The sequence below is a fragment of the Gordonia sp. QH-12 genome, from assembly GCF_001578675.1.
GTDB classification, from domain to species: Bacteria; Actinomycetota; Actinomycetes; order Mycobacteriales; family Mycobacteriaceae; genus Gordonia; species Gordonia sihwensis.
Map to the genome: position 1 here is coordinate 1 of NZ_KQ969302.1, position 24,618 is coordinate 24,618.

Annotated in this window: 28 protein-coding genes; all 28 read right to left on the reverse strand. The window is 66.6% G+C overall.

What is annotated here, in order from left to right; translation table 11 throughout:
* Positions 1 to 119: 119 nt before the first annotated feature.
* The 28 genes from Y710_RS15955 to Y710_RS16090 all read right to left on the reverse strand — a co-directional run bounded on the left by Y710_RS15955 (position 120) and on the right by Y710_RS16090 (position 24,613).
* On the reverse strand, positions 120 to 1,220 hold the full coding sequence (locus Y710_RS15955; RefSeq protein ID WP_062367886.1) for a hypothetical protein: 1,101 nt from the start codon (positions 1,218 to 1,220) through the stop codon (positions 120 to 122).
* Complete coding sequence (locus Y710_RS15960; protein WP_062367887.1) at positions 1,217 to 3,538, reverse strand: hypothetical protein; 2,322 nt, start codon at positions 3,536 to 3,538, stop codon at positions 1,217 to 1,219. Before Y710_RS15960 ends, Y710_RS15955 begins: the two co-directional genes overlap by 4 nt.
* Before the next feature lie 14 nt (positions 3,539 to 3,552).
* Complete coding sequence (locus tag Y710_RS15965) at positions 3,553 to 4,188, reverse strand: hypothetical protein (RefSeq protein ID WP_062367888.1); 636 nt, start codon at positions 4,186 to 4,188, stop codon at positions 3,553 to 3,555.
* Position 4,189: 1 nt separating this feature from the next.
* Entirely contained in the window at positions 4,190 to 5,254 is a 1,065-nt protein-coding gene (locus Y710_RS15970; protein ID WP_062367889.1) for a hypothetical protein, read from the reverse strand.
* Entirely contained in the window at positions 5,247 to 5,606 is a 360-nt protein-coding gene (locus Y710_RS15975; protein ID WP_062367890.1) for a hypothetical protein, read from the reverse strand. Before Y710_RS15975 ends, Y710_RS15970 begins: the two co-directional genes overlap by 8 nt.
* The gene (locus Y710_RS15980; protein ID WP_062367891.1) at positions 5,603 to 5,920 is read right to left on the reverse strand and encodes a hypothetical protein; all 318 of its coding nucleotides are present in this window, start codon (positions 5,918 to 5,920) and stop codon (positions 5,603 to 5,605) included. The genes Y710_RS15975 and Y710_RS15980 overlap by 4 nt, the downstream gene beginning before the upstream one ends.
* A 1-nt stretch (position 5,921) precedes the next feature.
* Entirely contained in the window at positions 5,922 to 6,356 is a 435-nt protein-coding gene (locus Y710_RS15985; RefSeq protein WP_062367892.1) for a hypothetical protein, read from the reverse strand.
* Positions 6,353 to 6,946, reverse strand: coding sequence for a hypothetical protein (locus Y710_RS15990; protein ID WP_062367893.1), 594 nt, complete (start codon positions 6,944 to 6,946; stop codon positions 6,353 to 6,355). Before Y710_RS15990 ends, Y710_RS15985 begins: the two co-directional genes overlap by 4 nt.
* A complete protein-coding gene (locus tag Y710_RS15995) occupies positions 6,943 to 7,167 on the reverse strand; it encodes a hypothetical protein (RefSeq protein WP_062367894.1) in 225 nt (74 codons plus the stop codon). Before Y710_RS15995 ends, Y710_RS15990 begins: the two co-directional genes overlap by 4 nt.
* A complete protein-coding gene (locus Y710_RS19180; RefSeq protein WP_062367895.1) occupies positions 7,164 to 8,570 on the reverse strand; it encodes a C39 family peptidase in 1,407 nt (468 codons plus the stop codon). Before Y710_RS19180 ends, Y710_RS15995 begins: the two co-directional genes overlap by 4 nt.
* A gap of 10 nt (positions 8,571 to 8,580) precedes the next feature.
* Positions 8,581 to 10,179, reverse strand: a complete 1,599-nt coding sequence (locus Y710_RS16005) for a Gp37-like protein (RefSeq protein ID WP_062367896.1) — start codon at positions 10,177 to 10,179, stop codon at positions 8,581 to 8,583.
* The gene (locus Y710_RS16010; RefSeq protein WP_062367897.1) at positions 10,176 to 11,018 is read right to left on the reverse strand and encodes a hypothetical protein; all 843 of its coding nucleotides are present in this window, start codon (positions 11,016 to 11,018) and stop codon (positions 10,176 to 10,178) included. The genes Y710_RS16005 and Y710_RS16010 overlap by 4 nt, the downstream gene beginning before the upstream one ends.
* Complete coding sequence (locus Y710_RS16015) at positions 11,019 to 16,187, reverse strand: tape measure protein (RefSeq protein WP_156479459.1); 5,169 nt, start codon at positions 16,185 to 16,187, stop codon at positions 11,019 to 11,021. It abuts the gene before it with no gap.
* Between the two features lie 14 nt (positions 16,188 to 16,201).
* Positions 16,202 to 16,510 (reverse strand): hypothetical protein, encoded by a 309-nt coding sequence (locus Y710_RS16020; protein WP_062367899.1) that lies wholly within the window; start codon positions 16,508 to 16,510, stop codon positions 16,202 to 16,204.
* Between the two features lie 20 nt (positions 16,511 to 16,530).
* Entirely contained in the window at positions 16,531 to 16,896 is a 366-nt protein-coding gene (locus Y710_RS16025; RefSeq protein ID WP_062367900.1) for a hypothetical protein, read from the reverse strand.
* A gap of 129 nt (positions 16,897 to 17,025) precedes the next feature.
* On the reverse strand, positions 17,026 to 17,253 hold the full coding sequence (locus Y710_RS16030) for a hypothetical protein (RefSeq protein ID WP_062367901.1): 228 nt from the start codon (positions 17,251 to 17,253) through the stop codon (positions 17,026 to 17,028).
* A gap of 61 nt (positions 17,254 to 17,314) precedes the next feature.
* The gene (locus tag Y710_RS16035) at positions 17,315 to 17,947 is read right to left on the reverse strand and encodes a phage tail tube protein (protein WP_062367902.1); all 633 of its coding nucleotides are present in this window, start codon (positions 17,945 to 17,947) and stop codon (positions 17,315 to 17,317) included.
* 138 nt (positions 17,948 to 18,085) lie between these two features.
* A complete protein-coding gene (locus tag Y710_RS16040; RefSeq protein ID WP_062367903.1) occupies positions 18,086 to 18,490 on the reverse strand; it encodes a hypothetical protein in 405 nt (134 codons plus the stop codon).
* Positions 18,487 to 18,780 carry a hypothetical protein gene (locus tag Y710_RS16045; RefSeq protein ID WP_062367904.1) on the reverse strand — a complete coding sequence of 98 codons (294 nt, stop codon included), beginning with the start codon at positions 18,778 to 18,780 and terminating at the stop codon, positions 18,487 to 18,489. The genes Y710_RS16040 and Y710_RS16045 overlap by 4 nt, the downstream gene beginning before the upstream one ends.
* Positions 18,770 to 19,036 carry a hypothetical protein gene (locus tag Y710_RS16050; protein ID WP_062367905.1) on the reverse strand — a complete coding sequence of 89 codons (267 nt, stop codon included), beginning with the start codon at positions 19,034 to 19,036 and terminating at the stop codon, positions 18,770 to 18,772. The genes Y710_RS16045 and Y710_RS16050 overlap by 11 nt, the downstream gene beginning before the upstream one ends.
* A gap of 1 nt (position 19,037) precedes the next feature.
* Positions 19,038 to 19,322, reverse strand: a complete 285-nt coding sequence (locus Y710_RS16055) for a hypothetical protein (RefSeq protein ID WP_062367906.1) — start codon at positions 19,320 to 19,322, stop codon at positions 19,038 to 19,040.
* Positions 19,323 to 19,331: 9 nt separating this feature from the next.
* The gene (locus Y710_RS16060) at positions 19,332 to 19,703 is read right to left on the reverse strand and encodes a hypothetical protein (RefSeq protein WP_156479460.1); all 372 of its coding nucleotides are present in this window, start codon (positions 19,701 to 19,703) and stop codon (positions 19,332 to 19,334) included.
* A complete protein-coding gene (locus tag Y710_RS16065) occupies positions 19,703 to 20,080 on the reverse strand; it encodes a hypothetical protein (RefSeq protein ID WP_062367908.1) in 378 nt (125 codons plus the stop codon). The genes Y710_RS16060 and Y710_RS16065 overlap by 1 nt, the downstream gene beginning before the upstream one ends.
* Positions 20,077 to 20,481: a hypothetical protein gene (locus tag Y710_RS16070; RefSeq protein WP_062367909.1), complete on the reverse strand. Its 405-nt coding sequence runs from the start codon at positions 20,479 to 20,481 to the stop codon at positions 20,077 to 20,079. The genes Y710_RS16065 and Y710_RS16070 overlap by 4 nt, the downstream gene beginning before the upstream one ends.
* Entirely contained in the window at positions 20,478 to 21,410 is a 933-nt protein-coding gene (locus Y710_RS16075) for a phage major capsid protein (protein WP_062367910.1), read from the reverse strand. Before Y710_RS16075 ends, Y710_RS16070 begins: the two co-directional genes overlap by 4 nt.
* Positions 21,411 to 21,438: 28 nt before the next feature.
* A complete protein-coding gene (locus Y710_RS16080; RefSeq protein WP_062367911.1) occupies positions 21,439 to 21,891 on the reverse strand; it encodes a hypothetical protein in 453 nt (150 codons plus the stop codon).
* A complete protein-coding gene (locus tag Y710_RS16085; RefSeq protein ID WP_062367912.1) occupies positions 21,891 to 23,282 on the reverse strand; it encodes a phage protease in 1,392 nt (463 codons plus the stop codon). Before Y710_RS16085 ends, Y710_RS16080 begins: the two co-directional genes overlap by 1 nt.
* A complete protein-coding gene (locus Y710_RS16090; RefSeq protein WP_062367913.1) occupies positions 23,276 to 24,613 on the reverse strand; it encodes a phage portal protein family protein in 1,338 nt (445 codons plus the stop codon). Before Y710_RS16090 ends, Y710_RS16085 begins: the two co-directional genes overlap by 7 nt.
* Positions 24,614 to 24,618: the final 5 nt, after the last annotated feature.

Here is a 24,618-nt window from a genome sequence, read left to right on the forward strand (position 1 = left end):
GCATCAGGACCGGCAACCGCAGCGGAACGGCGTCTACGTCGATGATGCGGCCGTCGTGCGGTCCGCCGTGAAGGGTGACGAGCATGCCCAGGAGTATGCCCCAGCACAGGTCGCACGGCTTATGTCAGCGGGAGCGTGACCGACCCCTCGGCGCCGGAGACCGACGACTGCGCGCCTTCCACGATCGACACCGAGCACGACCATCCGCCGCCCTTGTAGGCAGTCGACCGAAGCGTGCCCGCGCTGGCCGCACTCACCTGATTGCCGCTCGTGAAGATCGCCACTTTCGTCGCTCCGGTGGGCGCCGTTGCGGACGTTGTGCCGCTCGCCCATACAGGGGTTCCGAGCGTGGCTGTACCGCGGTATGCGGCCGCAACGATGGCGCGGTCCGAGTCGCTCGTGATCAGGTGCGTCCCGGCGGGTAAGTCGAAGCGTGCCACCGTCAGCCGGATATTGGTTCCGGCGTGCGTGTACACCTGCGTTCCGGTGATGTCGCCGCAGGTCACGGTCGATGCCGCGGGCGGGCCCCCTCCGACTCCCGCAACCGCCACGAATACCGTCGCGGCGGCCGGCAGCGTGATCTCGACCGTGGCCAATCCTGTCGTGCCGTTGGTGGCCGACGCGACTGGCTCATTCGGTAGTTGCGGTGCGTTGAGCCACAGACACGCCCCGCGTTGAGGTTGGGTGAGCCCCATGATGGCGTCGTCCGAGGTGGTGCCGTGGATGGCAATGCCGTCGGTCAATCGCGGCGACACCACCCGGAGGACGTCGCCCTCAGCGGCGGTGCGGACGCCGCCGGCCGTCCAGAATCCAACGGCCAGCTTGGCGTTGTTGGTGAGCGTGATGGGGGTCGTCGTGGTGACCTGCGGGATACCGACCGATGCGACGTTCGAGAACGACATGGCGGCATAGTTCCCCGAGAAATTGCTGCCAGGACTGGACCAGATCACCTCCACTATCGAGGTCCCGGCGGGTAGCCCCGTCACGATGAACAGCTTCCACCGCTGCGCCGCATCGATGAGCGTCGCGGCGATACCCCCGACCTTCACCACGACGGTGTCGATGTAGGTGTCGTTGTTGGTGTGGACTCCGACCAGGACGGCGCCGCGCGGACCGACCTGGATCGCGTCGGCATAGTTCGGTGGGAACGATCCGCCCTTGGCCACCGAGTCCACGTACTCCGGAACGCCGCCGGGCGGCGGGGCCGACATGATGATCACGCGACCACCGCCTCCACGTGGACCGCGAGACCGTTCCCGGGCGTCCCGCCGACGCCGGTGACGGCAGCGGTGAGAACGTCTCCGGCGGCGAGTTGAACGTTCAAGCCCGTCTTGCGGCTTCCCGCAACCTGGTCCGCCGCGGCCACCGAATGCGACGTCCCAACGATCGGGGCGCCGTTCTTCCGCAGTTCCACAGTGAGGCTCCCGCTCGCGTCGGCGGTCAGGCACTGCACGTCGAACCCCTTGATCGTGATCGCTCGCTGGCACTTGTGACCGAACGGATTGTCACCGACCCCGGTCGCGCGTGGGCTGTCCTTGCCGAACACGATGAGCGACAGATCGGATGGGAGCAGCCCGGCGGCGAGCTTCGCGAACGTGACACCGCCGTCGGCGATCGACAGCGTTCGGTTCTGGCCGAGCGTTCCGCCACCCTGCAGTCCGCCGGAGGTCGCGATCGTTCGCGAGCCCTGGACGGCACCGGCAATCCGCCCGTCGTTGCCCTGAGCCGCGGTTCCGGCGTCGGTGCCGAACTGCACCGACAGGGTGCGATCAGTCGACAGGTCGCCACCACCGGTGAGGCCAAGGCCGGGCTGAACCCTGATCGTCTTGTCGACCTTCGTGTCGAGCGCGTCCTGCTGTGGACCGCTGACAGGCTTGCTGAGGTCGCTGGTGTTGTCGACGAGGCTCAACCCGACGTCACCCTTGCCGAGGACGACGATGCCCTGGTAGCCGTTCACTGACGAGACGGCGTCGGTCGGTGCGACCTGGAGTACCCACGAGCCCTCAGCCGACGGGTCCTCGGCCTGCAGGATGTACGTACCTCGGCCGGGGTTGCCGGTCTGGATCGCGACGTCACCGGGCTGTACCTGCGCGGTGGTCAACGCGAGACGCTCAGCCGTACTGGCCACCACTACTGACTCGTGCGTCGCCTGAGCCGGAATCTGTGAGACCGGGATCTTCCCGCCCACGAGGTCGGCCTTGCTCGACCACCCGGTGACCGTCGGATGGTCGAAGGTGCCGCCGAGCTCGCCGGGCGCCTCCCCGGGGAGCATGACCGCTCCCTTCACGGTCTTGGTCGCCGACGGGACGCCGGACCCGACGACCTCGGAGGCCTGCGATGCCCAGTACTGCGCGTCATCAGCCGACCCGGATGCCGACGTCGCCGAAGCGGCGGAGTTCGACTCCGAGGCCGCCGCGGCAGCAGCGGCGGCCATCGCCGACGATTCGGATGCTGCGGCGTTGTCCTCCGAGTCCTTGGCGTTGCCGGCCGAGGTTCCGGCTGCAGTCGCCGCCGCGGCGGCCGCGGCGCGGTCGGCAGCGACGGCTTGGGTCAAGATCTCGACGGTCTCGTCGGCCGCTTCCTGCGCGGCCGTGTCGGCGGCGGACTGTGCTGCGCCAGCGAACGATTCCGCCTGGTTCCGGAAGGTCTGCGCCGATCCCGCCGACGCTCCGGCCTGGTTCGCTGATGTTTCGGCGGCAGTCGCCTTCTGTGTTGCGGTGGTGGCCTTCTGTCCAGCAGTTGTCGCCGAGGCGGCTGCCGCGGCTTCCGACGTGGCGGCGGCGGTCGCGGCGGCCGCAGCGTCGGCAGCGCGCGCACCAGCGATGCTCGCCTGATTCTGCGCGCGGTCGGCGTCGGCTTGAACGTGGTCGCGGATCGCGGCGGCACCGTCGGCGACGACCTGGTCAATGTGCGCACGGTCATCGGCGGTCGATGCCGCGGCGGCCTGAGCCTCATCGCGGGCCGTTCGTGTCTCGCCGAGGTACGCGTTGACCTGGTCGACCTGCTCGCCGATGTCGGAGATCGTCTCAGCGACGAACTCCGCGCGGTCGGCATTGGCCTTTGCCGAGTCGGCGGCAACCTCGGCGCGCGCCGCTGACGCCGCGGCGTCGAGGTAGGCCGGCCAGTAGTCGCGCGGCAGGTCACCGGCGTCGATCAGATCGTTCAGGTGCAACTCTCGATTGCCGTTGGCGGCGAACTGGACCGTGCGGCCCGGGAGCTTCTTGTTGTTCCACCACAGCTCGGCAGTCGCGGTCCACCACACCGGGTAGTCGCCGATGGCTCCGACGAGCTCGACGCCGTCGCGGCGCTGCAGATCCCGCAGGCGGCCGTCGACGATCAGCCCGGTGATCGGCGAGGCGGATACTGAGCGCGAGGGCAGTCCGGTCGGTAGCGAGCCGTACGAGCCGAGGTTCGGCGTGAACACGACTTTGCCGGTGGGCAGGACCTCGTCGGGCAGCGCGTCGTCGTCGAGAACGCCGTCGTCGATCAGGTGCGCCCAGGATCCGGTGATGTGGACGTAGGTGTACTCGTCGGCCATGGGGATGGCTCCTTTTAGATGGGAGATTCAGTGGACCTGCTGATGTGCTGGACCGTCAGGCGGGAACGGTGGTCGCCGCCGCGGATCCAGCGGCCGACAAGCAGTGTTCGCACATAGACCTGCACCTGGTATCCCGCGTCGGGAACCACGACTGACGTGTTGATCTCGCGAGTCTGTGCGCTACCGCCGGTGTAGACGTCTTCGGTGGTTGAGAAGATGGACCCGTCGGGAGCGAGGACGCGAACCTCCCAGGCGACATCGAGTCCGATCGGCGAGACGGTGTAGTCGATATAGATGCGGGCACTCAGATTCCACAGGCCCTTCTCCTCGAGGATCAAGCGGCCATTCGCGATGTGGCACGCCTGCATGGGGCCGATCTGGTTGCTGTAGGAGAACTGCCCCGTGTTGGTTATCCCGTTCGCTGTCGACGCGTAGGCCGATCCGTAGTCGAGCAGGGGCGACAACAGATCCGTGCGGTTGTTCAGCGCCTCCTGGCCCTCTTGGAGCTTCCCGACGCTGTCGCGGATCTGGCGTGTTTCCTCCGCTGAGGCGATCCCCTCGCTGATGCCCTCGACTTTGTCGACCATCGAGTCGTAGTCGGTCGACGTCGACGGCGGCGGGAAGTAGAACCTGTCGCGCCCGACAGCCATGTCAGCGGACCCTCAGCAGCCGAACCCGCAGCTGCGCGTAGTTGCTGCGGACACTCCAATCGCGGAGCGTGCCGGCGCGTTTCACCGCGGCGACGTACAGCGTGATCGGCGTTCCAGGTTCGATGACGGCCACGCGGTTGCTCGGGTCGATCGCGACATCGGAGAACGCGCGGATCGCCACATTCGACCAGCCGCCGCCGTCGGAGCCGATACCGATGCCGACCAGGGTTCCCGTGGTGGCGTTGTCGCGGCGGATTTCGATGTCGACCTGGTGTCCCGAGTACGCGTTGATGTCGACGCCACCGGTGAAGTCGAGTCGGTACGGGAACGTCTTGGCCGGAATCGTCACGACTACGAGTTCGGCGCGGGTGTCGGTGCGAGACTTGGACACGTCCGGGAATCCCGACGGCGGGACGACATACTCCTCGATCCAGTAGCCGCCGGGCGACCACACCAGCAACTCGGTTTCAGCGTTGTAGGCCAGAACGTCGCCGTTTGTCGGCGGGATGTCCTGGTCGACGTCGACGCTGTCGTAGATCGACCCTGACGGGCCCGCGTCGCCCTTGTCCCCCTTCGGCATGGGCGGCAGGTCGAGGCCGATGCTGTAGGACCCCGCTGACCCGCCGCCGATCCGGACGCCGAACCCGTCGTCGACCTTCTGCCCGTTGATGGTCAGGTCGCCGGGCCGCATCGTCGGCGCTGGGCCGACGGGTCCTGGCGTTGCGTAGACGCCGTGGTAGATGACGAACATCGATCCGGTCCACACGTACTGGTCGTTGGTGTCGGTGTTTCGGTAGGCCCAGTTGGTGTGCTCGGTGCCCAGGGCGGTCTTGAGCGCTTCGAGTTCGGCAGTCGTCCGCTCTCCCTGGTGTATCGCCCCGGGTCGACCGGGCGGCCCTTGCTCGCCCTGATAAGCGGGCAGACCCATCACTGCGCGCTCGCCCGCACCGTCCTGACGACGGCGGACATGGAGGTAAGTGTCGGTCATCGGCGGCGCGTCCGGCGGCTGCGGGATGCCGTAGATTTCCAGCTCGACCGACAGCTTCTCGATCGGGTCGTCAGGCATGTGCGGCCACCTTCTCTCGCAGTTGCTTCCACGCGTCGTCGTAGTCCTCGCCGAGCGCACTCAGGCCGGTGCCGCGGTGGATCATCCGGACGGCTTCGTTGTCGCCGATGGTCTCGACCGCCACGTCCTCCAGATCGGGCAGCGACTCCCACTTCTGCAGCTCGACGTAGCGCTGGCCTTCGTGGTCCCAGACGAGGTTCTGGGTGTAGTTGCACACCGCCTGCGCCAGCAGCTCGGAAATGCCGGCCGGCACCTGGGCCGGCGTGCCGTTCTTCAGGGGTGCGTTGCGCAGGAAGCGGCCGAGGCGGATCACTGTCGGGTCGTCGACGGCGTAGGCCTTCTGGTCGGTCATAGGATTCTCCTGAGTGCTTGTCTGGTCTCGCGGTTTCGATCGCGTAGTGACTGTGCGACGTCGGGGTGTTGATCCCTCAGCAGTGGGACGGCGGTGTCGACGCTGTCGGTGAGCTCGACGACGGCATCGGCGAGGTGGTCGACCTTCGTGCCGAGATCGGTGAACTGTTCGTTGATCGTCTTGGTCATCCCGGTCGCGATCTCGGTCAGCTGCTTCGCGGCGTCGGCGCGGTTCTTCCCGCGCCCAAACAGCCCGGTTACCAGGCCGGTTATGAGTGCCGCGAGGACCGAGCTGCCGCCGATGGCAACGACCAAACTAGGAACGTCCATTGGACGCCTCCTTCGCTGCGCGGTGCAGCGTGAACAGGTCGACCACGATCAGGAGCAAGGTGCACGCCGACAGTCCGATTCCGGTCCATGCGGTCCACGTCAACGCACCGTTGGCGATCGATACCGCGGTGATGAGCGCGATGAGGGCCCCGTACACGGAGGTGTTCCCGGCGACCCGGACCCACAAGCCGAGCCAGCGATTCGGCAGGTGGGTGCCCACGACGGACAGGGGTGGGCCGACGAGCAGGAGAACCAGCCAGATGTGGTGCCAGCTCGTCCCCATGGTGTCGAGTACTGCCGAGGGCACGTGACCGACGAGCATGGACCACCCCGCCAGCCAGTACGTGGTCATCATGATCGAGTTGAACGTCCGGTGGATGGCTGCGGGATCGCCGCGGATGAACTGCTGCCACCAGTTCACAGCACGTGCCGTCCGCCGGGGCTGGTGTCGAGTGCATCGAGGAATCGTTGAGCCGACTGCTCAGGAGGGAGGCCGAGGAACCGCGGGTCGTGCTCAGACCAGCCCCGAGACCGCGCGAGATCGAGCGTGTCCGAACTCATCGACGGCGCCGATATGTTGGCGCTGGCCTGCGGTGACGCCTGCTGTTGTCCGAGGGCGGCGAGGAGTCCGTCGAGCTTGGCCTCGATGGCGTCGGGAATCTGGGCGCGGTGCGCATCGAGCACATCGCCCGCGGTCTGGCGTGCACCGGCCGCCGCGTCGGCGACGACACCCTCGATCGTCGGGGCGATCACGTCGAGAGTCTCCCGCGTGCCCCGCGGGGTCAATCCGTTCTTCGTGGAGCGTTGCGCGAGGACGCCGGCGACCATGACGACGCCGCCGATGATGGTCGCGACGACCGGCGGTAGGTCGGTCCAGGTCATCGTCACCCACGTGCCGAGCGCGACGACCCCGGCTGCGGCGGCGGTGATCGTGTTGCTGTACCGGCGGTACCAGGGCTGGTCCTTGATCGCGGCGTCGAGGACGCTCGACAGGATCACCGGCGCGCTCATTCGGCGCTCCTGAAGTCGATGACCGCCTGTCTGACCGCGCAGTCCTTCGCCTCGACGAGCTTGCGGAGCGCCGTCGATAGCTCCGGGCCGTCACCGAGGTTGGTGACGAGCGTGTCGGCGAGGTCAGCGAACTGCCGCGACACGAGCTGGAGGTACGGCGGCAGATGCTCGTAGGTGAACAGGGACAGCAGGTGCTCGGTGCCGGGGTGCCGTGCGCTCATGCCTGGCCCCCGATCTTGGCGAGGATGCCGCGCGCCGCAGGGTCACCCTTGGCGGCTTCGCGCTTGACCAGCGCCACGCACGCCGGATCACCGAGCAGTGCGTTCCGCTCGACGAACTCTTCGTGGATGCGGGCGTCGATGTTGAGGATGAACCCCGCCATCGTGTCCACGAGTCCGTCCGATGCGCGGTACTTCGACCGGGACGGGAACCGCTTCGTCAACTCGGATGATGCGTCCATTGTGAGACCTCCTGGTGAGGGTGGAAGTAGCTTGTCGCCGAGGCGCTTACACCGGGCGAGTCGGTCGCGGCGATCGTCGAGACCGTTCGTGCCGCCGTTGATCGCGCGAGTCACGCCGATCAGGTCATCCCGATCGGCGAGCGGGTTGAGTTGCGGCCGCGCGACCGTCCAATACCAAGACGCCGCGAGGAATCCCCACTTCGGTTCGCGGCGTACCCGCTCCGGATGGTCAACGAACTCGCGAGGGTTGGTGGTGTACCGCTTCGCGAAGCACCACTCGGAGAACCGGGAGAAGTTCGCGCGCCCGGTGAGTTGAATCGGCCCCGATCCCTTAAAGCGCATCCCATCGCCCGGGTACACGTTGCCGAGGTCTGCGCGACCCTCGTATGCGCTGCCGTCGGCGATCTCCTCCATGTAGACCAGCCCGCCGGACTCGTGGCCGATCTGCGCGCACCAGTGCGCCGCGCGCAGCGGTGTCGTGATCTGCGCCGCCTGCATAGCGCCGACCATCCCCGACAGCATCTCGCGAGCGCGTGCGGGGCTGCAGCCCATCGCCTCCGCGAGGGTCTCCGCGGTCATGCCCTGCTGCGGCGCCGGCGGCGGCGCTGGTGTCGCGGTGACCGACTCGGCGACGACGCACCAGCCTTTCGGCGGGATCAGCGTCGCCAGCTGATCGAAGCTCAGCCAGTACGCGAACGGCGAGAAGCCGGGGTCGGCGACCCAGACGGCACGCGCGGCCTCGTCGATCCCCATTACCGCGACGTAGTGCCGCACCGTGCCACCCGAATACGCCGGGCTGATACTGCCCTTGACGCCGCGCGGGTAGTTCGACGGCGGCGCCACCCAGTTCACGAGGACGCCGAACCCGGCGGCGATCGAGCGTCGCACGTCAGTCCACAGCTGGTCCTTCATGCGCTGCGACATCGGATCGCCGTCGGCATGGCGGGTGATCCAGTCGACGCCGGTGCGGCGCTGCAGGACTGGGCGGACGTCGTTGACGTCGTTGGTGCCCCTGACGGTGGTTCCGATCTCGCGGATCAGGGTGTTCTCGTCGACGACTTTCCCGCGGCCCGACAGGATGACTTGCGTGGACGCGGGTCCGCAGTCCCAATACTGCTCCTGCGGCGTGATGCCGTGGTCGTAGTTGAGGATGTTCTCAGCCATGCGCCGTCTCCTATTCGCTGAGTGCCAGTCGGGTGATCCAGGTGCCGAGCGACCGGATCTTGCCGAGCGCGATCGAGCCGGGCTCACGCTCGGCGTCGGGGCGGCCGATCTGCAGCGTGTACCGGCCGCGCACCGAGCGGCTGTCCTCGTAGGTGATCTCCTCGAGGTAGTCGACCTCGACCTTGCCGTCGGCCATCTCGACGCCGATCAGGTCACCGAGCTGCAGGTCCTTCCCGATGTAGTACGGGCTGCCGTTACTGGCGGTGATCGCGTGCGAGACGTACGCCCGGTTCTTGAAGTGCTGGTTTTTCATCCCGGCGAACGTGTTCAGCGTCAGGCCCGTCGACGCCGACTCGGCGAAGTCCTCCCGGAACCGCCACGGCCCTGCCTCGTTCGCTGCCCGCAGGTCTTCGTCCGAGTGGAAGGCCATGATCGTGTCTTTGACCAGGCCATCGAAGATGCCCAGCGACAGGCCGGCGAGGCCGAATGCTGAGCCGAGCGCGCCAAGTATCAAGTTCATGCCCGACACCACGGTGTTGTTCAGCCAGTCGGGACTCTTGCCTCCCGCGGTGATACGAGTGGCCAGCCCGGTGTGGGTGGTCTGTTCGAACTCGTCGACAGGGCTGTAGTCGCCGGTGGTGTAGACCGCGATCGGCTTGTCTGCGATGGCGCCGGCTGCCTTCTGCAGGTAGTCGTCGTAGTTCTCTTCGCCGAGGATCGGATAGAGGATCCACTTCATGGCGTCGTCGGCCATCTGCAGTCCAGTTCGGAAGAATCCGTCGACGATGGTGCCGGTCCATCCGACCGGTGCGCCCTTCTCCACGAAGTCGAAGATCAGCTTGGGTTCGGTGATGGTCGCGTACTCAGGGAACGGTTGCGGATCGACGTCCGGATCGACGAATGTCGCCGTGATCTGCATGTTCTCGGCGTCGCACACCTCGGTGAAGGCGTCCATCATCTTGTCCATGCGCCAGCTGGAGGCGATCCACGGCGTGGTGTCTCCCAAGAGCTTGTGCCGCGGGTTCACCATCAGCGGGTGCATGGCGGTCTTGAGGATGTTCCACGACTTCAGATCGAGCAGGTTGCCGGTTGGAATCGACCACAGAGAAGCCTGCAGGCGCACGGCGTTTGCCGCGAACGCTCCGGACATGACCGAGGCCGCGGGGCCGAGTCCGAACCAGAACTTGATCGGCTGGAATTCAGGAGGGAACCACGGGCACGGCCAGATCCGCATCCAGTTCAGGTACTCGAGCGCGCCAACCGCGGAGACCTCGTAGTAGCGCTTGAACCCTTTCCGAACGCGGGTGAAGTCGGTGATGATCCACAGCGTCGTGTAGTGCGGCAATCGCACCACGATCGGCCGGACAGTGCGCTTGGGCTGGCCGTCGAAGTATGCATGCCAGTGGTCGTCGTCCGGGACGGTGATGTTGAGCGAGCCCGACTTGTTCTTCTGGTCGGTGAACTTGAGCTCACGGTAGTCACCGCAGATGCCCCAGGTCTTCATGTCCTTGGTCTTGAACTCGACGTACGCCGACGGGTTCAGGTACTCGTCACGCTCGTCCGCCTCGGCCTGGGTGAGGCTGGCGTACGCGTCCCGCACCGCGGTCACAGCAGTCCCTCATGACGCCAGGCGCAGCGGGCGTAGACCTGGGTCTCGCGCGAGCCGCCCTTGACCTCGATCTGGACGGTCGTGACCTTCCCGGCCGGTATGGGCTTGCGGTACTTCTGGCCCTTCATCAGCGGCCAGAGGTTGCGGCCCGTCGAGGACCGCACGGTCGGGCGTGCCTCGTCGGTGTTGACCAGGATCTGCTCACCGGCGTTGGCGGCCGGATGGATGATCTTGTTGCCCGCGTACGACAGCGTCACTTCCCCGGGGCCTTGGATCACGAACTGCGGCCAGGCGTCCCACTCCGGGCCGGGGTACAACGAGAGGGAGCCCTTTCCGGTTCCGGTCTCGTTGTCCCACGAGTCGGCGTAGTCGGCCTCGCGCGCTAGTGGGGCCTCGACGATCAGGGTCATCTCGAACTTCGCACCGCGGGTGATTCTCGGATCGAACGGCACGAGCGGCTTGAGCTCGCCGAGTTTGACCCCGACCCAACGCCAGCCGACGGCATTGCTGTAAGTGACGAGCCAGCCGAGCTCGTGCCGGCGGACGATCGTCTTGAAGTGCTCACGGCGACGACGGAAGTCGTCGGGACTCGACCCGAGGATGAACAGCGGGAGGTCGAGCTCGGCGTGATTCATCGTCTCGCCGACCTTGGTCTCGCCCCACTGCCTCGCAGCGGCGTCGAAGATGTCATCGATGTCGACGTGACCGAGTCCGTCGGGGCCTGACACATCGAGCCACGCACCGAGTTCATCGCCGCCCTTGGCGCCAGAGAGCCGGACACGTTCGCCGTGCGGCGAGATGAGCTCGACAATCGTGTGATCGGTGAGGGTGGCAGCCATTTACAGACCTCCGACGAGGGCATCAGACCGGGACAGGCGGCGTTGCTCGCGGGTCGCCTTGCGCACCGCATCGGAGACGTCCTCGGTGTGGAAGTGCTGATGCAGTTGCCCGCGGCTGCGCGGATCGACGGGAACGTCGTCCATGTCGGCGTCGGAAGCGCGCATCGGCTGTGCGGCGGTCACAGCGGCTGCGGCCTTGAACTCGGCGGCCGACGGGAGTGCCTCGAGCATGGCGTCGATCCGGCCCCACTGGCCCGCGGTCAGAACCGCTTCGGGCTTGCGGGTCTTGTTGACGGCCATGGTCAGACCGGGCTTCAGCCAGCCGCCCGAGTCGTAGCCGTGTCCGTGGCCCCACTGCGCGGTGAGGTCGTCGCCGTAGCGCGACTTGTAGTAGCGCAGCGCCGCGACCATGTTCGACATCGGATTGCGACGATCGTCGGGCAGGGACGGGTCACGGTGTGCAGCGAAGGTCGAGGGGATGATCTGCAGCAGGCCGACTCCCGCCCCCTCGCCGGTGCCGTTGACATCCGAGATCTGCTGCGCGATGTTCGGGTCGCCGCCCGATTCAGACTGGATCTGGCTGATCATCGCGTCGACCTGCGGCTTGGCCGTCGACAGCCCGACACGCTTGATCGCCTCGATGGCCATCGGGCGCCACTGCTCGGCGCCGGCGCCAGGCTGGTAGGTGTGCGAGGTGCCCATGTCGGGCATTGGCGTCGTCGACTTCTCTTCGTGCGTCTGGTACGTCGCGTTCGGATCGCCGTAGGTCGGGTCGGTGTACGCGGTTCCGGACTGCTCGGTCGAATCGATCGCGTCCTGGCTCTGCTCGGTTGCTTCGAGAGCGTCGTCGCTCTGCCGGGTTGAGGCGACGGCATCGTCGGACTGCGAGGTCGAGTCGGTGGCGTCCGCGCCCTGGTTCATCCGAGACTCGACGGCGTCGTACAACTTGTCCGAGATCGTCTTGAATCCGAAGAAGTCCGCGACGCCGCCAACGGTCTCCTTGAGCGCGTCCTTTCCGGTCTGCTGCGCCAGCTCGAGGAGCTTCTTCAGCAGCTCGACCTGGTCCCAATTCAGGACTGCTTCGGGCTTGCCCGTCTCGTTGGTGACCACAGACTTTCCGGGCGGAATGTAGCCGCCCTTGTCACGCCACAGCCCCGGCTCGACAGCTCCGCCATCGGCAAACGGCAGCATCTTGCCGAGGGTGTTGTCGTAGACACTCTTGACCGCGCCGGTGACGACGTTCTTGACCTTCTTCGCGCCCTCGTAGACCGAGCGGAGCTTGTCGCCGAGACCACCGACGATCTTGAAGAACTCGTCGAGGACCTGCTTCTTCGACCAGTCGAGCATGCGTGGCGGGATGCCCAGCCACTCCGGAGGTGGGGTGCCGATCATGCGGCCCATGCCGCTCTTGATCGGGTTGAGGGCCTTGTCGAGCAACTCGGAGATCTTCTTCTTGATGATCCCCATCTGCTCTTCGGGCGAAGGGCCACTGCCGCCGGCCTCGAAGGCTCCGTCGGAGCCGATCGATAGGTGGTACCGGCCAGGGAACTGCGGATGATCGGCACCGACTGCGGGGCCGCCGTATGCGATGTTGCCGTGACTGCCGCCCGACTCGACATTGACTGCCGAGAAGCCCTTGACTGCCGACAGGGTGCCCGCGGTGTGGCCGTTCTGACCGCCCGAGTCCGGACCACCCTTGATGCCGATCGAGAATCCGCGCGAGAGGCCCTTGACCCATGGCTGCCCCGCGGCACTGACGCGGTCGCCCTGACCGGCCGGGAACGCCGGAGTCGCCCAGTGGCCCTTGTCGTTGCCCGAAATGATCACCGAGGCCAGGGCCGACATGTAACCCGAGCAGTCCGCACCGGCTGGGAATTGGTTGCCGGCCAGGTATGGCTTGCCGTTCTGCGCCTTAGCCCACGCGTGCCCGCGGGCGAGTTGGCCTTCCCACGCGGCCGGCGCTTCCGCGACCGCGCCGCCGTCCTTGAATCCGGGAATCTCGGCCGCGTGCAGGAATCCGCCGATTGGAGCGGCAGACGGGGCTTGCGCAATCGCCCCGGCAACCTTCGGGTGCGCCTCCAGTCCGCGGGCCGCGCCCCAGGTGAACGGGATACCCCGCTCGATCATGGCGCGCATCGCGTACATCACCTCGTGCCCGCCGGCGCGGACGACGTCCATGACGTCCCAGACGTGCTCGCCGGGCATCATCAGCGCATGAACCGAGTCCTTGCCGCGGGTTGCGCCCTGAGACATCGGGACCGGGCCGCCGTGACGGAACGCGACCTCGGGCAGAGGTGACATCTCCTTGAGGCCCGGCAGGAAGCTCGCGACCTTGTTCCACGCCTTGAGCAGACCGTTGTTCCAGACGGTGCCGATGACGAAGTTGATCGGCTTGGCCACGAACGACTTGATCTTGTCCCACGCATTGCCGATGCCGCGTACGACCGAGCCGAAGAAGTCGCCGACCACAGCCAGTGCGCGCTTGAATCCCTCGAAGGCGGGCTTGACGACATTGTCGACGACCATCCGGATGCCCTTACCGAGCAGGTCCCAGCCCTTCTTCATCGCGTCGAAGATGACTCTGATGCCGTTCCACATGAACCCCGCGGCGGCTTTCAGCGCGTTCCAGACCGGGATGATGACGGCGTTCGCGATCGACTGGACGACGCTTCCGAGGGCGGTGACGCCTGCGCGGAACCACCCGAAGATGGTCGAGATGCCGAGCCACATGAACTGCGCCGCGGCCTTGATGCCGTTCCAGACCGGGACCATGACTGTTTGCCAGAGCCAGTTGGCGACCGTCGCGACCACGCGCATCACCGCCATGAAGGCGTTGAAGACGACCTGCACGCCAGCCCAGAAGAACCCGATGACAGCCTTGATGCCGTTCCAGACGGGCATCATGACCGTCTGCCACAGCCAGGTCGCAACTGAGCCGAGCAGCCGCAGGCCGGCCATGAAGAAGTTGAGGATCGGCTGGATCACGACCCAGGCGAGCTGCACCGCTGCCTTCAGGAGGTTCCAGGCGACCAGAACGGTGCCGATGATGACCGTCGCGACGATCGCGCCGATGTACTTCACGACAGTCAGGAATCCGCTCAGGATCGGCTTGATGACGCCCCACACGGTGGAGAAGACGGTCTTGACGGTGTCCCAGTGCTTAACCAACTGGACGATGATGCCGATGATCGCGCCGATCGGACCGAGGCCGAACAGCAGCACCTGCCAGAAACGCTTCACGAAGTTGATCACCGGCTGGACGGCCTGCCAGACCCACTTGAACCCGGCGACGAGTCCATCGATCGCAGGCTTGAGGACGTTGTTCCACGCGGCGAGCGCAGCGTTCTTGATGCCGTTCCACGCGCCCTGCACGACGTTCCGGAAAGCCTCGGACTTCTTGTACGCAACGACGAGTCCAGCGACGAGGGCCGCGATCGCCATCACGACGAGCATCACCGGGTTTGCGGCCATGACCGCGTTGAACGCGGCCTGGACGGCCATCGCCCCCTTGGTGACGAGATTCCAGAGCTTGATCGCTCCGGTCCACACTCCCCAGGCGGTAGCGGCGGCGCCGATCGCGGCGGCCAGCGGCGTGATCCACTCCTGATTGCGCTTCACCCACCCGCCGAACTCAGCGAGGGCATTCTGCACGAGCTTGATGGCCGGGGTTGCCTTCTTGAATCCAGTTGTCAGGGCGTCGGCAAGTCGGGTGACGAGCGGAATGATCGGCTCGAGCGCTGTGGCGGCGGCACTGGCCAGCGCCGTCTTCATGTTCGCGAGCTTGGCCGGAAGGGTCTGCCCCATTTCCTGGGCGTAGGTGCCCATGCCGGAGTTGATGGCACCGACGAGCTGCTCGAAGCTGATCTTGCCTTCGGAGGTCATCTTGCGGACCTCGGCTACGGACTTACCGGTGGACTTCGACAGATACTCCGCGGCGTTGACGCCCGCGTCTGAGAGCTGATTGAGGACGCCCGCGTCCATCTTTCCGGAGGCCGAGACCTGCTGGAGGATGCGGCCGACGTCGATCCCGGTGCCCTGTGCGGCGGCCGAGAGGTTGGTGAACGCCTTGATCGCGTCGTCCATGGGCTTGCCCATCTGGACGCCGGACTGGGCGAACATCGCGCTGTACTTGGCGGCGTCGGCCAGCGAGACCGAAGTGCCAGTGACCTGCTCGGTGAGCGTGGCCATCTGCTTCTTCGTCTGCTCGGACGTCAGGCCGACGTTCTTGAACTGGATCTCGGCGCGCTGAATGTTCATCAGGCGGTCGAATCCCGACTTGAGTACTGATCCCGCACCAGCGAGGCCGGCGAATGCGCCCGCGGCGCCGAGAGCGCGCTTGGCTGCGCTCATGATCGAAGTGCCGAAGCTCTGCACCGACGGGTGCGCCGATCCGTACGCTCGCCCGACCTCGCCGGCCGAACCGGCGGCGCGCCTATTCGCGGAGGCCGACTCGTCGGCGCCGGCGGCCGCACGCCGGGCAGAGTTCGCGGCGTCGTCCTGCGCGGCCTTCAGTAGTGCTTCGCTGGAACGAACCTGATCGGCCGCGCTGGCCGCCCCCCGGCGCGCGCGAGTGACCGCCTCCTCGGCGGTCATCAACTGCGACTTGGTCGCCTTACCTGAGTCCTGCAATTCGGTCAACCGCGCCTCAGCGATCCGGACCTTGCCGATCGCGTCCTCGGATCGCACGCGGGCCTGCGAGAGCTGCGACTCAGCTCGAATCACGCTCGATGCGGTAGCGACCTCGCCGGAGCGAACTCTGTCGAGTTGGCCGCACGCCGACACCGCCTCGGCACTCGCGGCGATCTGACGACGCTGCGCCGCGGCGAGTTGTTCTTCGGCCCGAACGACCTGACTGCTCTTCGCACCGGAGTTACTGCGAACCTCCTGGAGCTTTTGCTCAGCGATGCGGACCGCGCTGGCCGCATCAGCTTCGGCAGATCGAGCGGTCGCGAGTTGCTTCGAGACCCGCTCGATCTGCTTCTGCTGAGACGCGAGGCCGGCCGCGGTTGCCGCACCCGCCTTGCGGCCGGCATCGCGGCCCTGCGATTCCATCTCCGAGGACGCGACGCCCATACCGCGCTTCGCCGCGCCGGAGATTTCCTTGGCGAATTGCGCACCCATTCCCTTGAAGGAGCCTGCTACGGGCACGTAAATGACCGAACCAGCCACGCTGTCTCCTTCTGCTATTTGGAATCGAGGAAGTCCATGACTTCGTCGGATGAGTGCTCGCCCCGGCCGCCGATTTGGATTCGCGAGTCGTCCTCGCTCTCAGACCACGGGTAATCCGGGTGTTTCTTGGGGAGCCGGAGCTTCTTGTTGCCGAGCGCCTTACCGACGACGACCGTGTTCTCCTCTATGCGCCGGACGAGGAGCCACAGGAGGCGGTCGGTCATCGTGTAGGGCTTGCCGTCAGCGACCTGCTGGAGTGCCCATTCGGCCAGGACGCGGAATCGTCGCAGAGTGATCTCACCGCGGTAGTACTCCGCGATCACGTCCCGGCCGTAGATCTGCTCTAGCGCGCCTTCCGCTTCTTCGAGGCCGCCGAACGCCGCTGCGACCGATTCGGCCGTGTAGGTTTTCCCTCGAGCTCGTCCGTGACCTTGTCGGTGTAGGCCTTCATGGCCCTGAAGAAGATCGACGAGCTACCGCCGACGGCGAGGAATGCGTCGTATTTCTCCGGTCCACACAGGAACCATTCGGCGACGTCGATGTCATTGTCTCCGAGCTCGTCAAGCTCTTCCTTCTCTTCGTCGGAGAGCATTTGCGGGTCCCGAGCCGTGAATTCCTGGCCCTTGAATGTGAACGTGAACGTATTGCCCTCGTCGCCGCGCGCTTCTGCGCGCTTCTCGAGGATCTGATCGAGGTCGATATCGGCCATGGCAGGCTCCTTCTTTTCGGTGATCGCTGGCAGGCGAGTTTCGACATGGGGGTGCGATCGGGCCGGGCGAGCCTGCCAGCATCAAAATTCCCGGCCCGATCGCGTAGTCAGCCCCTACGGACTGACCGTCTATTCGCCGCTCGGTGACTCCAGAGCGGCTACGCGGGCTTCGAGAGCGGCGTTCTGCGCCTCCAGCGCTGTGACGCGGCCCGTGAGCGCGTCACTGTCGGAGCGCAGACCGTCGACGCTGGTGGTCGCGGCGTCTATTCCGCCCTCGATGCGGTTGAGTTCGGCGGCGTCGATCGGCGTGCCGCCGTCCTTGCCGTCTTTCCATTCCTTGGGCGTGTAGCCGGCCATCAGGCGTCACCTCCGGGGAACAGCGCCGCGCCGGGGAAGAGGTCCGGCCCCGGCACGGCGGTCAAGGGACCTCCGGATTGGTCGGCTCTTCCGGCGTCGCGTCCTCGATCTCGCCAACGTCATCCCAGTTCTCGGCGAAGATTCGGCGGGCGGACCAGCCGTCCGGGCCGGGGTAGCCGGTGACGGTGACGCCGTAGCCGATCATCTCGTCGGACTTGTACGAGATCTCCTGGCGCTCAGTGACCTGAGCGTTGGCCAGGACGACGCGTCGCGCGTGCTCGCCGTCGACGACAGTGAGGACGAGCTGGTTGCGCTTGAGGTCCGGCTTGCCGCCCTCTTCGAAGTAGACCGAGCCGTCGGGGTTCTTGCGCATGTCGGCCTTGGAGACACCGAAGTAGAACCCGGCGGTCGCCGCGGTCGACTGCCAGAGCACGAACTCGAAGCTCACCGTGGACTTGGTGATCTCGATGCGGATCGGCGAGTTCTCCTGCCAGGGAGTGAACTCCTCGTTGTCCTCATCGCGGTTCTCGGTCACGCCGTCGTCGGAGATGTACCCGAGGTTGGTGAATATCTGGGAATCGAGCGCGCTCATGTCGCGGGGCGCGTCCGCGCCGACCTCCGCGATATCGATACGGCCGGTGACGCCGACGCGCGCGGCCTCGGCCTTGAACCCGTCAATGGTGGGTGCTGCCATCACGTCCTCCTGGTGATGCGAGGGAGCAGCCCCCAAGGGAGAGCTGCGGAACGGTGCTGGCAGGCCCGTGGAATGCAGCGAACCCCCAAGGCGTCCTTGGGGGTTCGGGTGTGACAACCGCGTGAAACGGTTTCGCCGCTAGGTCACATATGGTCGGCGTAGCTCGTACTCGGCGCCATCGCGGACGATGTACTTGTTGTGGTCAGGGCGACGGGCGAACCCGACAACCTCGGTCACCGAGCGTGCGGCGACGTTGGGATCGAGGATCATCGCGGCCAGGATTCGGCGGAGTTTGCGCGAGATCGCGCGGCAGTCCTCGCGCCGTGCCGCGTACACGTCGACGTCGAATGCGAAGACCTCGGTGAGGGCTCCGAACGCCGACTGCCAGGGCATGTCGTCGACGCCGCCGGGCAGGTCGCGGATGAGCACGACCGGCAGACGCTTCTCGAAGGCTGTCTCGGGTGGCGCTTCGTCGGCGACGTAGCAGTCCGGCAGGCGCGGCTCGACGTAGGCGATGACGTCGGCAAGGGGGTCGTTGCTCACCGGCCGGCCGCCCGTCGCAGTGTGCGCCGCCGTGCGGCCCGGCTGGTGCCGTACTCGCCTTCGACGTCGTCTGAGGTGACGTGGTAGACGAGGCGTCCGTTGCGCATCCAGTGCTCGGTGATCTCGATCTTGGCCGTTCCTTTGCCCTCGGAGGCGTCGAGGCGGCGTGCACGCGCAGCGATCGTGGTGGCGCGCTTGAGCAGTCCTGCGTTGACCTGGCTGGTCTCGTTCATCTGCTTGAACAGCTCGTCGAGGTCCAGGTCGACGATGACCTTGTCACTACTGGCCACGGCGCGCGATCCTTGCGAGCTTCTCTTCGAACGCTTCGACCGGCGTCGGCACAGATTCCGGCTCGACGGGCTCGGGTTCGGGTGGCGGGATGATCCGCATTGCGTCGACTTCGAGCGTGAGGACGGCGACCGCGCGGTCGTTCTCCTGGATGACCTTGATCTGGATCTGCGAGAGCGGGAACGGCAGGTCGTCGCCGTCGAAGACGATCGCGTCACGCGCGTAGTCGAGGATGAGCCCGACGGGGTCGTGGTGCATCTCAGCCCTCCGGCCACATCTCGCCGCACTGACGGCAGCAGCGCACGACTTCGCAGGTCGACTGGTCGACGCGGTAGCGCAGGTCGATCGGATTGACGCGCGCGATCTGGCCAGCCCATACCTGAACATCGGCAGTGTCCTCGAAGTGCGATGCCTGACCAGCGGGGATCGAGGTGTCGACCTCGGGAGGCAGTTCCCAGCCGTGGGCGTCGACCGCGCCGCAGCCCGGACACACGGACCAGGCGGAGAATTGGCGCGGCTCGTGAGTGGAGGCCGAACTACGCATGGCAGGCTCCTATCCGGCGTAGAAGGTGAGGGCGACTTCGACATGGTCGACGCCGCCGGGGTATTCGACCGACGGCCACCGGTGGACGTCGCCGTCGACGTCGAGGTGGCGGCCGGCATAGACGATTCGGTCGGTCGCGGTCAGGTCCAGGTCGTGGCCAGGCGGGGTGTGCAGTTCGTAGCCGATCTGAATACTGACGCGGCCCTCGTCCGCGCCGAGTTCGAGCTCGGTGCGCGGCTGCATGTCGACGCCGAACGGAACCTCGGTCAGCGTCGCGCCGTCGTCGAGGTCGTAGCTGAGTCGTTCGTCGCCGCCGTAGCGCCCGCTGATCTTCGCCGGGCGCAGGATCGAGACGCGCTGACCATAGAACTCGTCCATCATCAGTAGTCGTTTCGCGGGAAGTTGCCGACCGGTCTCGCGCGGCCGGAGATCCCGAGCAGGGACAGCCACGGCGTGAAGTCCAGCGCGGCAGCCGGGTTCGCCAGCGTCGCCGTCGTGGTCCGCTGCCCGACAGTCTTCGACCACGACGAGTACCCCGACCACTGGCCAGGCAGCAGGACCGCTTTGACGACCTCGACGACGACGGTCTTTGCTGCCGGGTCGTCATCGCGGATGCCGGGCTTGTGCTCGCGAATCCAGTTCGACGCGGCGAGCAGCAGGATCGCTCCGTACTCCTTCTCGGCACCGGAGAGCGGGCGCCACAGTTCGGCGAACTCTTCGATGGAGACGAACGGTGGCGCCCCCTCTCCGGTGGTCATCCGACAGCCTCGATGAGCTCGGCTCGGGTCATGTCCTCGACGTCGGCCGGGTCGAGCCCGCGCGAGAGCGCGTACTCGGCCCACGCGGCCCGCGTCGCGGTGTGCTTCGGCTTATCCGGAGCGCTTGCGGCGGGGGCTTCGGGCTGCACGACGGTCGGATCGGCCGGCGGCGTCTGTGGGGATCCGCTGGGCTCCTCGGCGCTGGTGTCGTCATCGAGTGACGTCAGTGCGCCAGCCGCCAGGAGGCGAGCTTCCTCGGAGCCAGTGACTTCGACGATGTCGCCCCGCCGATGTCGGACCCGCCTGACCGTTCGATCGGGGCGCTCCTGGCCGCACTCGGGGCAGGTCGGATCGTCGAGAACCTCCCACCACTCGAGCGCGGCCAGTCGGTACTGGGTCACGGCGTCACCAGTCCGGTCAGCCAGAGCGCAGCCTTCGGCTGATCGAGGCCCATGGCCCGCTTGTGCGAGGCGTCGCTGCGCCAGGTCTCCGTCGGACCACCGTTCGGGCCGTTGCCCTCGGGGTAGAGCGCGGTGAACTGCAACGGCCGAGTGTCGCTGTAGAAGCCGACAGTGCCTCGCTCCAGAATCAGTGCCCTGTCGGCAGGGAACGTGCGCGACTTGATCACGTTGAGTCCCAGGATCGTTCCCGGGATTGCGCCCGTGTACGCGATCGACTCGTTGGCAACGTTGCCCTGGTAGACCTTGAGGATCTGCTCGTTGTCCATCAGGGTTGCGAGCAGGCCTGGGTGGACGACGAGCGTGTCCGGCTCGAAGCCGTAGTACTCGTCCTCGGAGGCCTCATCGGGCGCGGCAGTGGAGATCGCCTCGATGGCCCGAGCCAGGTCTGTGCGAGGCTTGCCGCCGGCAGCGTCCCAGGCTGCGCTGACCGGCATGGTCGGGACGCTCGACGACTGCAGCAGCGCCTTGGCGCCGCGATCGTTGGCGCGGACGAAGGTGTTGCGCAGGCCGATCATCTGCTTATTGACGGCGTCGATGTTGTTCTCGTCCTTCATCTCCTTGGAGACGCGGACGCCGAGCGCCTTCTTGGTGGCGAATGCGGTGCGCGGCAGGCCGAGCTTGCCCGTGCTGACCGGGATCTCGCCGAACTCGGCGACGTCCTGGACGTCGTCGTCGAGGAACGTCGGGTCACCTTCGCGGAACGCGACGACGCCGGCGTCGTTCTTGCCGCCATTGCGCAGCAGAGCCTCGCTGATGAACTGATTCTCGATCAGTTCCTTCAGCTTCGTCGGGATGAACAGCGGGTTCTTGACGAGGTCCGAGACGGTCAGGCGAGACCCGTCGCTGACGCTCACGATGTTGGTGGGCATCTGATGTCCTTTCGGTGTTTGGTGGGTCTCAGGCGAGACGGATCAGGCCGACAGAGCCGGAGGCCACCCCGCCGGGTTCGGTGCAGGTGCCGACAATCGCGCGGGCATCGACGCCGCCCTCGTCGGCTGCCGGAGTTACGGCGCCGTTGGCCGCGGCGACGAGCTTGTCGCCGAACTTGGCGGCTTCGGCGTAGGTGACCTTGACCTCAGTCGCGCCGTAGGCGACGGCCACGTTGGTCGGCACGGCCACCGCGGACACAACCGGTCGGCCGAGCGCGTCCGTACCGTTCTCTCCGGGGAATCCCTCGGGCGAGAGCGCGTCAGTCAGCGCGACACCGAGGACGGTGACACTCCCGGCGCCGGCGACGCCGATCCGGCCGCCGTCGCGGGCTTCCACGACCTGTCCACCGGTGATCACCTCCCCCTCGGCCGGGGTGAAGGTCTTCGGGCCACCCTTGGTGACCTGTGCGATGCCGCTCATCAGAGGCTCCAATTCTTGAACTTGTCGTCCTCGCGGACGTCGGTGGTGTCGGCAGGCTCGGTGGAGTGCCCCAGTTCACCGACCGGGACCGCCGAGTTCGGTGCCATCGAAGCGAGGAGCTCGGCGGCCTGGTCGGCGTTGGCTTCGAACGTCTTGCGCCAGGTCTCGCGATTGGCCGGGGTGATCCGACCCTCGGCGATTGCGGCATCGAGCTTGGCTTCGATGTGGCGCTTGCGCTCGTCCTCCAGGTGCTCGGCGAACCGGGCGCTGTTCGCCTCGAGGGTCGCGAGGCGTCCGGCATCGACTGCGACGACACCGTCGGGCAGTGGCGCGGTCGATGCGGCGGCGGGGGTTCCGCCGTCGGACTCGGCGTCTTCGGACTTCTTCGCGAGTTCCTGGACGGCGGTGATGATGCCGTCGAGGTCGACGTCGTCCGCGAGCCCGAGGGCCGTGCGGAGAGCCGCCAGCTGTTCGTTCGTGATCTCCACGCTCGAACCTCCTTCTGTGGTCGCCTCATCCGCTTGCGCGGCGGGCCGGGGTGGCGTCCCGGCCGGTCGGCCAGGACGAGACTCGGTCCGCGAAGCGAATCGAGCAGCTCGGGGTGCCGAGGCGGCGACAGTCGCGTCGTCGTCGGCGGCAGGCTCGGGGTCAGGCGCGGATTCGTCGATGTACTCGACCTTCACCGGTACCGCCTCGCCGAAGGTGACCTCGTCGTTGACGACGCTGTAGGGCACCTTGAGCAGGCTGTCGTTCTGGTCGTTCTGGACGATCAGCACAGGCGGGTCGATCAGCATTTCGCGGATCCAGAGCGCGTAGTTCGCCGCGGCCGGACCGTTGTAGTACGCAGACCGGACTTGGTCGATGGTCACCGACGTCATCACTGCCGATGTCATGGGCTTCTCCTCTGGTTGTGGCGCTTTCGCGTAGAGGTCGTAGAGCGATTCGAGGGTTCCGATTCCCGGTCGCACGACGCCGAGCAGCGCCATCGCATGAAGCACGAACGGGTGTGTGTGGCCGAGCTGGCAGACGTAGTTGTGTTCCCACTCGCCGGAGCGGTCGGGGTAGGCCGAGGCGATGACCGATCGCCCCTCGTCATCTGCGGCGGCGAGCCAGCTCGGGACTCCGACGAAGTCGCCGACGAGCGTCTGGCCCTCGTCAGTGACTGCGAGGTTGTCGATGACGCCGATCGCCGGATCGCCGGGACCATCGGAGTGCCCCAACTTCAGGACAGGGCGGCGCACCGCAGGGCAATCGAGTGCAGCGACGGCGGAAGCAAAGTCGTCGGCGGTCGGGTGCCAGCCCGCGATGTTGCTGATGTCCCAGGTTCCGACCGAACCGAGTTCGACGCGCGGAATCGTCGCCAGGACCGGCGCGTCCGGAATCTCTACCACAGCTGACCCTGTTCGACTGGTCCGACAGCGCCGCCGGACATGGGCGTCGGTGCCGCAGGCACGGTCGGTTCTGCCTCCTTAGCCGGCGGCTTGGCGGGGAATCCCATCCGCTGACGCACGGTCTGCTCAACCAGCACGTCCGGCGACAGCAGCCCGGCGTCGACGAGCATCTTCAGCGCTGCTGCCGTCGCATCCTGGCGGGAGCCGATCTCGTCGAACACGATCCGGGGAGCCTGCTCGTCCGGCCCCCAGTTCACGTCGACCAGATCCTCGACGATGTGCGCGGTGGCAATGTCTCGGACCGATTCGGCGAAGGTCTGCACGGACTGGACGAAGGTGTCGGCCTGCACGCTGGCAAGGGCATACGAGCCGCCGCCGCTGAGGTTGAGGAAATGTGCGAGTCCGGCGATCGCGATCATGTTGTCGTGGTAGGCGATCGCCTGCTGGATGTCGGGCAGGTTGCCCTGCACTCCCAGTAGCTCCAGCTTCGACCCCGCGGGCAGGGCGGCGCCCGCATTGTCGCCGCCGCGGTAGGACTGTGCGATCTGTGCGAGCTCGTCGACCTCTTCCTGGGTCGCATTCTCCGGTGCAGTTCCGATCGGCACACCCATACCGTTGCGGCGGATCGCGACGGCCTGATACCTGATCAGTTCGTCCTTCAGGATCCAGTGCTTGTAGCTCGGGCGCAGGAGCGACTTGCCGATCCACATGCCTGGCTCCATGTCCCGGCTGTAGACCACGAGGCGATCAATCGGGATCGTGAGCGGCTTCGGCCCGTACATGACCTTCGCCGTCGAGGCTGGTGCCATCTGCTCGATCGAGGTCAGGCCTCCGTCGAGTGCGACGTTCCACGCCGATATCGTCCGCTGAGGACGGGGGGCGAGCTTGCGCAGCCATGCCCGGCCGTCATCGTCGATCCGGTAGATCTGCTCGAAGACCGAGTGCCCGTAGACGAGCATGGTCAGCGCTTGTTGCAGGTGGTTCTGCCATGAGAACCGACCTTTGGAGCGGCCCGGTAGGTCCAGATCGTCACCGCCCGCAATCGGTAGACGCAGATTGCGAGCGACGGCCTCGGTGACTTCGTCGCGCGCACCATTGGACTCGATTCGCCACGGCGTGCGCCTGATCGGGAGGCAGATTGCGGCGATCAACGACGAGACGCGAGAGTCCTCGCGCTCCATCCGCGAGTAGGTCTGGATCGACGCCGGCCACTGCAGGTCGGGGACGCGTTCGAAGTGCTCCCACTGCGAGAAGTCCGTCAGGCCCGCAGTGTCGGTCACGTAGCCGCGCTCACGCAGCGCGGCCTTGGGCCGGGTCGAGATCTCGGTCATGCGTC

Coding starts and splice junctions, on each gene's coding strand:
- Y710_RS15960 (WP_062367887.1), bottom strand. CDS start 3,538: ATGGCCGACGAGTACACCTACGTCCACATCACCGGATCCTGGGCGCAC.
- Y710_RS15965 (WP_062367888.1), bottom strand. CDS start 4,188: ATGGCTGTCGGGCGCGACAGGTTCTACTTCCCGCCGCCGTCGACGTCG.
- Y710_RS15970 (WP_062367889.1), bottom strand. CDS start 5,254: ATGCCTGACGACCCGATCGAGAAGCTGTCGGTCGAGCTGGAAATCTAC.
- Y710_RS15975 (WP_062367890.1), bottom strand. CDS start 5,606: ATGACCGACCAGAAGGCCTACGCCGTCGACGACCCGACAGTGATCCGC.
- Y710_RS15990 (WP_062367893.1), bottom strand. CDS start 6,946: ATGAGCGCGCCGGTGATCCTGTCGAGCGTCCTCGACGCCGCGATCAAG.
- Y710_RS15995 (WP_062367894.1), bottom strand. CDS start 7,167: ATGAGCGCACGGCACCCCGGCACCGAGCACCTGCTGTCCCTGTTCACC.
- Y710_RS19180 (WP_062367895.1), bottom strand. CDS start 8,570: ATGGCTGAGAACATCCTCAACTACGACCACGGCATCACGCCGCAGGAG.
- Y710_RS16010 (WP_062367897.1), bottom strand. CDS start 11,018: ATGGCTGCCACCCTCACCGATCACACGATTGTCGAGCTCATCTCGCCG.
- Y710_RS16025 (WP_062367900.1), bottom strand. CDS start 16,896: ATGGCCGATATCGACCTCGATCAGATCCTCGAGAAGCGCGCAGAAGCG.
- Y710_RS16030 (WP_062367901.1), bottom strand. CDS start 17,253: ATGGCCGGCTACACGCCCAAGGAATGGAAAGACGGCAAGGACGGCGGC.
- Y710_RS16035 (WP_062367902.1), bottom strand. CDS start 17,947: ATGGCAGCACCCACCATTGACGGGTTCAAGGCCGAGGCCGCGCGCGTC.
- Y710_RS16050 (WP_062367905.1), bottom strand. CDS start 19,036: ATGCACCACGACCCCGTCGGGCTCATCCTCGACTACGCGCGTGACGCG.
- Y710_RS16055 (WP_062367906.1), bottom strand. CDS start 19,322: ATGCGTAGTTCGGCCTCCACTCACGAGCCGCGCCAATTCTCCGCCTGG.
- Y710_RS16060 (WP_156479460.1), bottom strand. CDS start 19,703: ATGATGGACGAGTTCTATGGTCAGCGCGTCTCGATCCTGCGCCCGGCG.
- Y710_RS16065 (WP_062367908.1), bottom strand. CDS start 20,080: ATGACCACCGGAGAGGGGGCGCCACCGTTCGTCTCCATCGAAGAGTTC.
- Y710_RS16075 (WP_062367910.1), bottom strand. CDS start 21,410: ATGCCCACCAACATCGTGAGCGTCAGCGACGGGTCTCGCCTGACCGTC.
- Y710_RS16080 (WP_062367911.1), bottom strand. CDS start 21,891: ATGAGCGGCATCGCACAGGTCACCAAGGGTGGCCCGAAGACCTTCACC.
- Y710_RS16090 (WP_062367913.1), bottom strand. CDS start 24,613: ATGACCGAGATCTCGACCCGGCCCAAGGCCGCGCTGCGTGAGCGCGGC.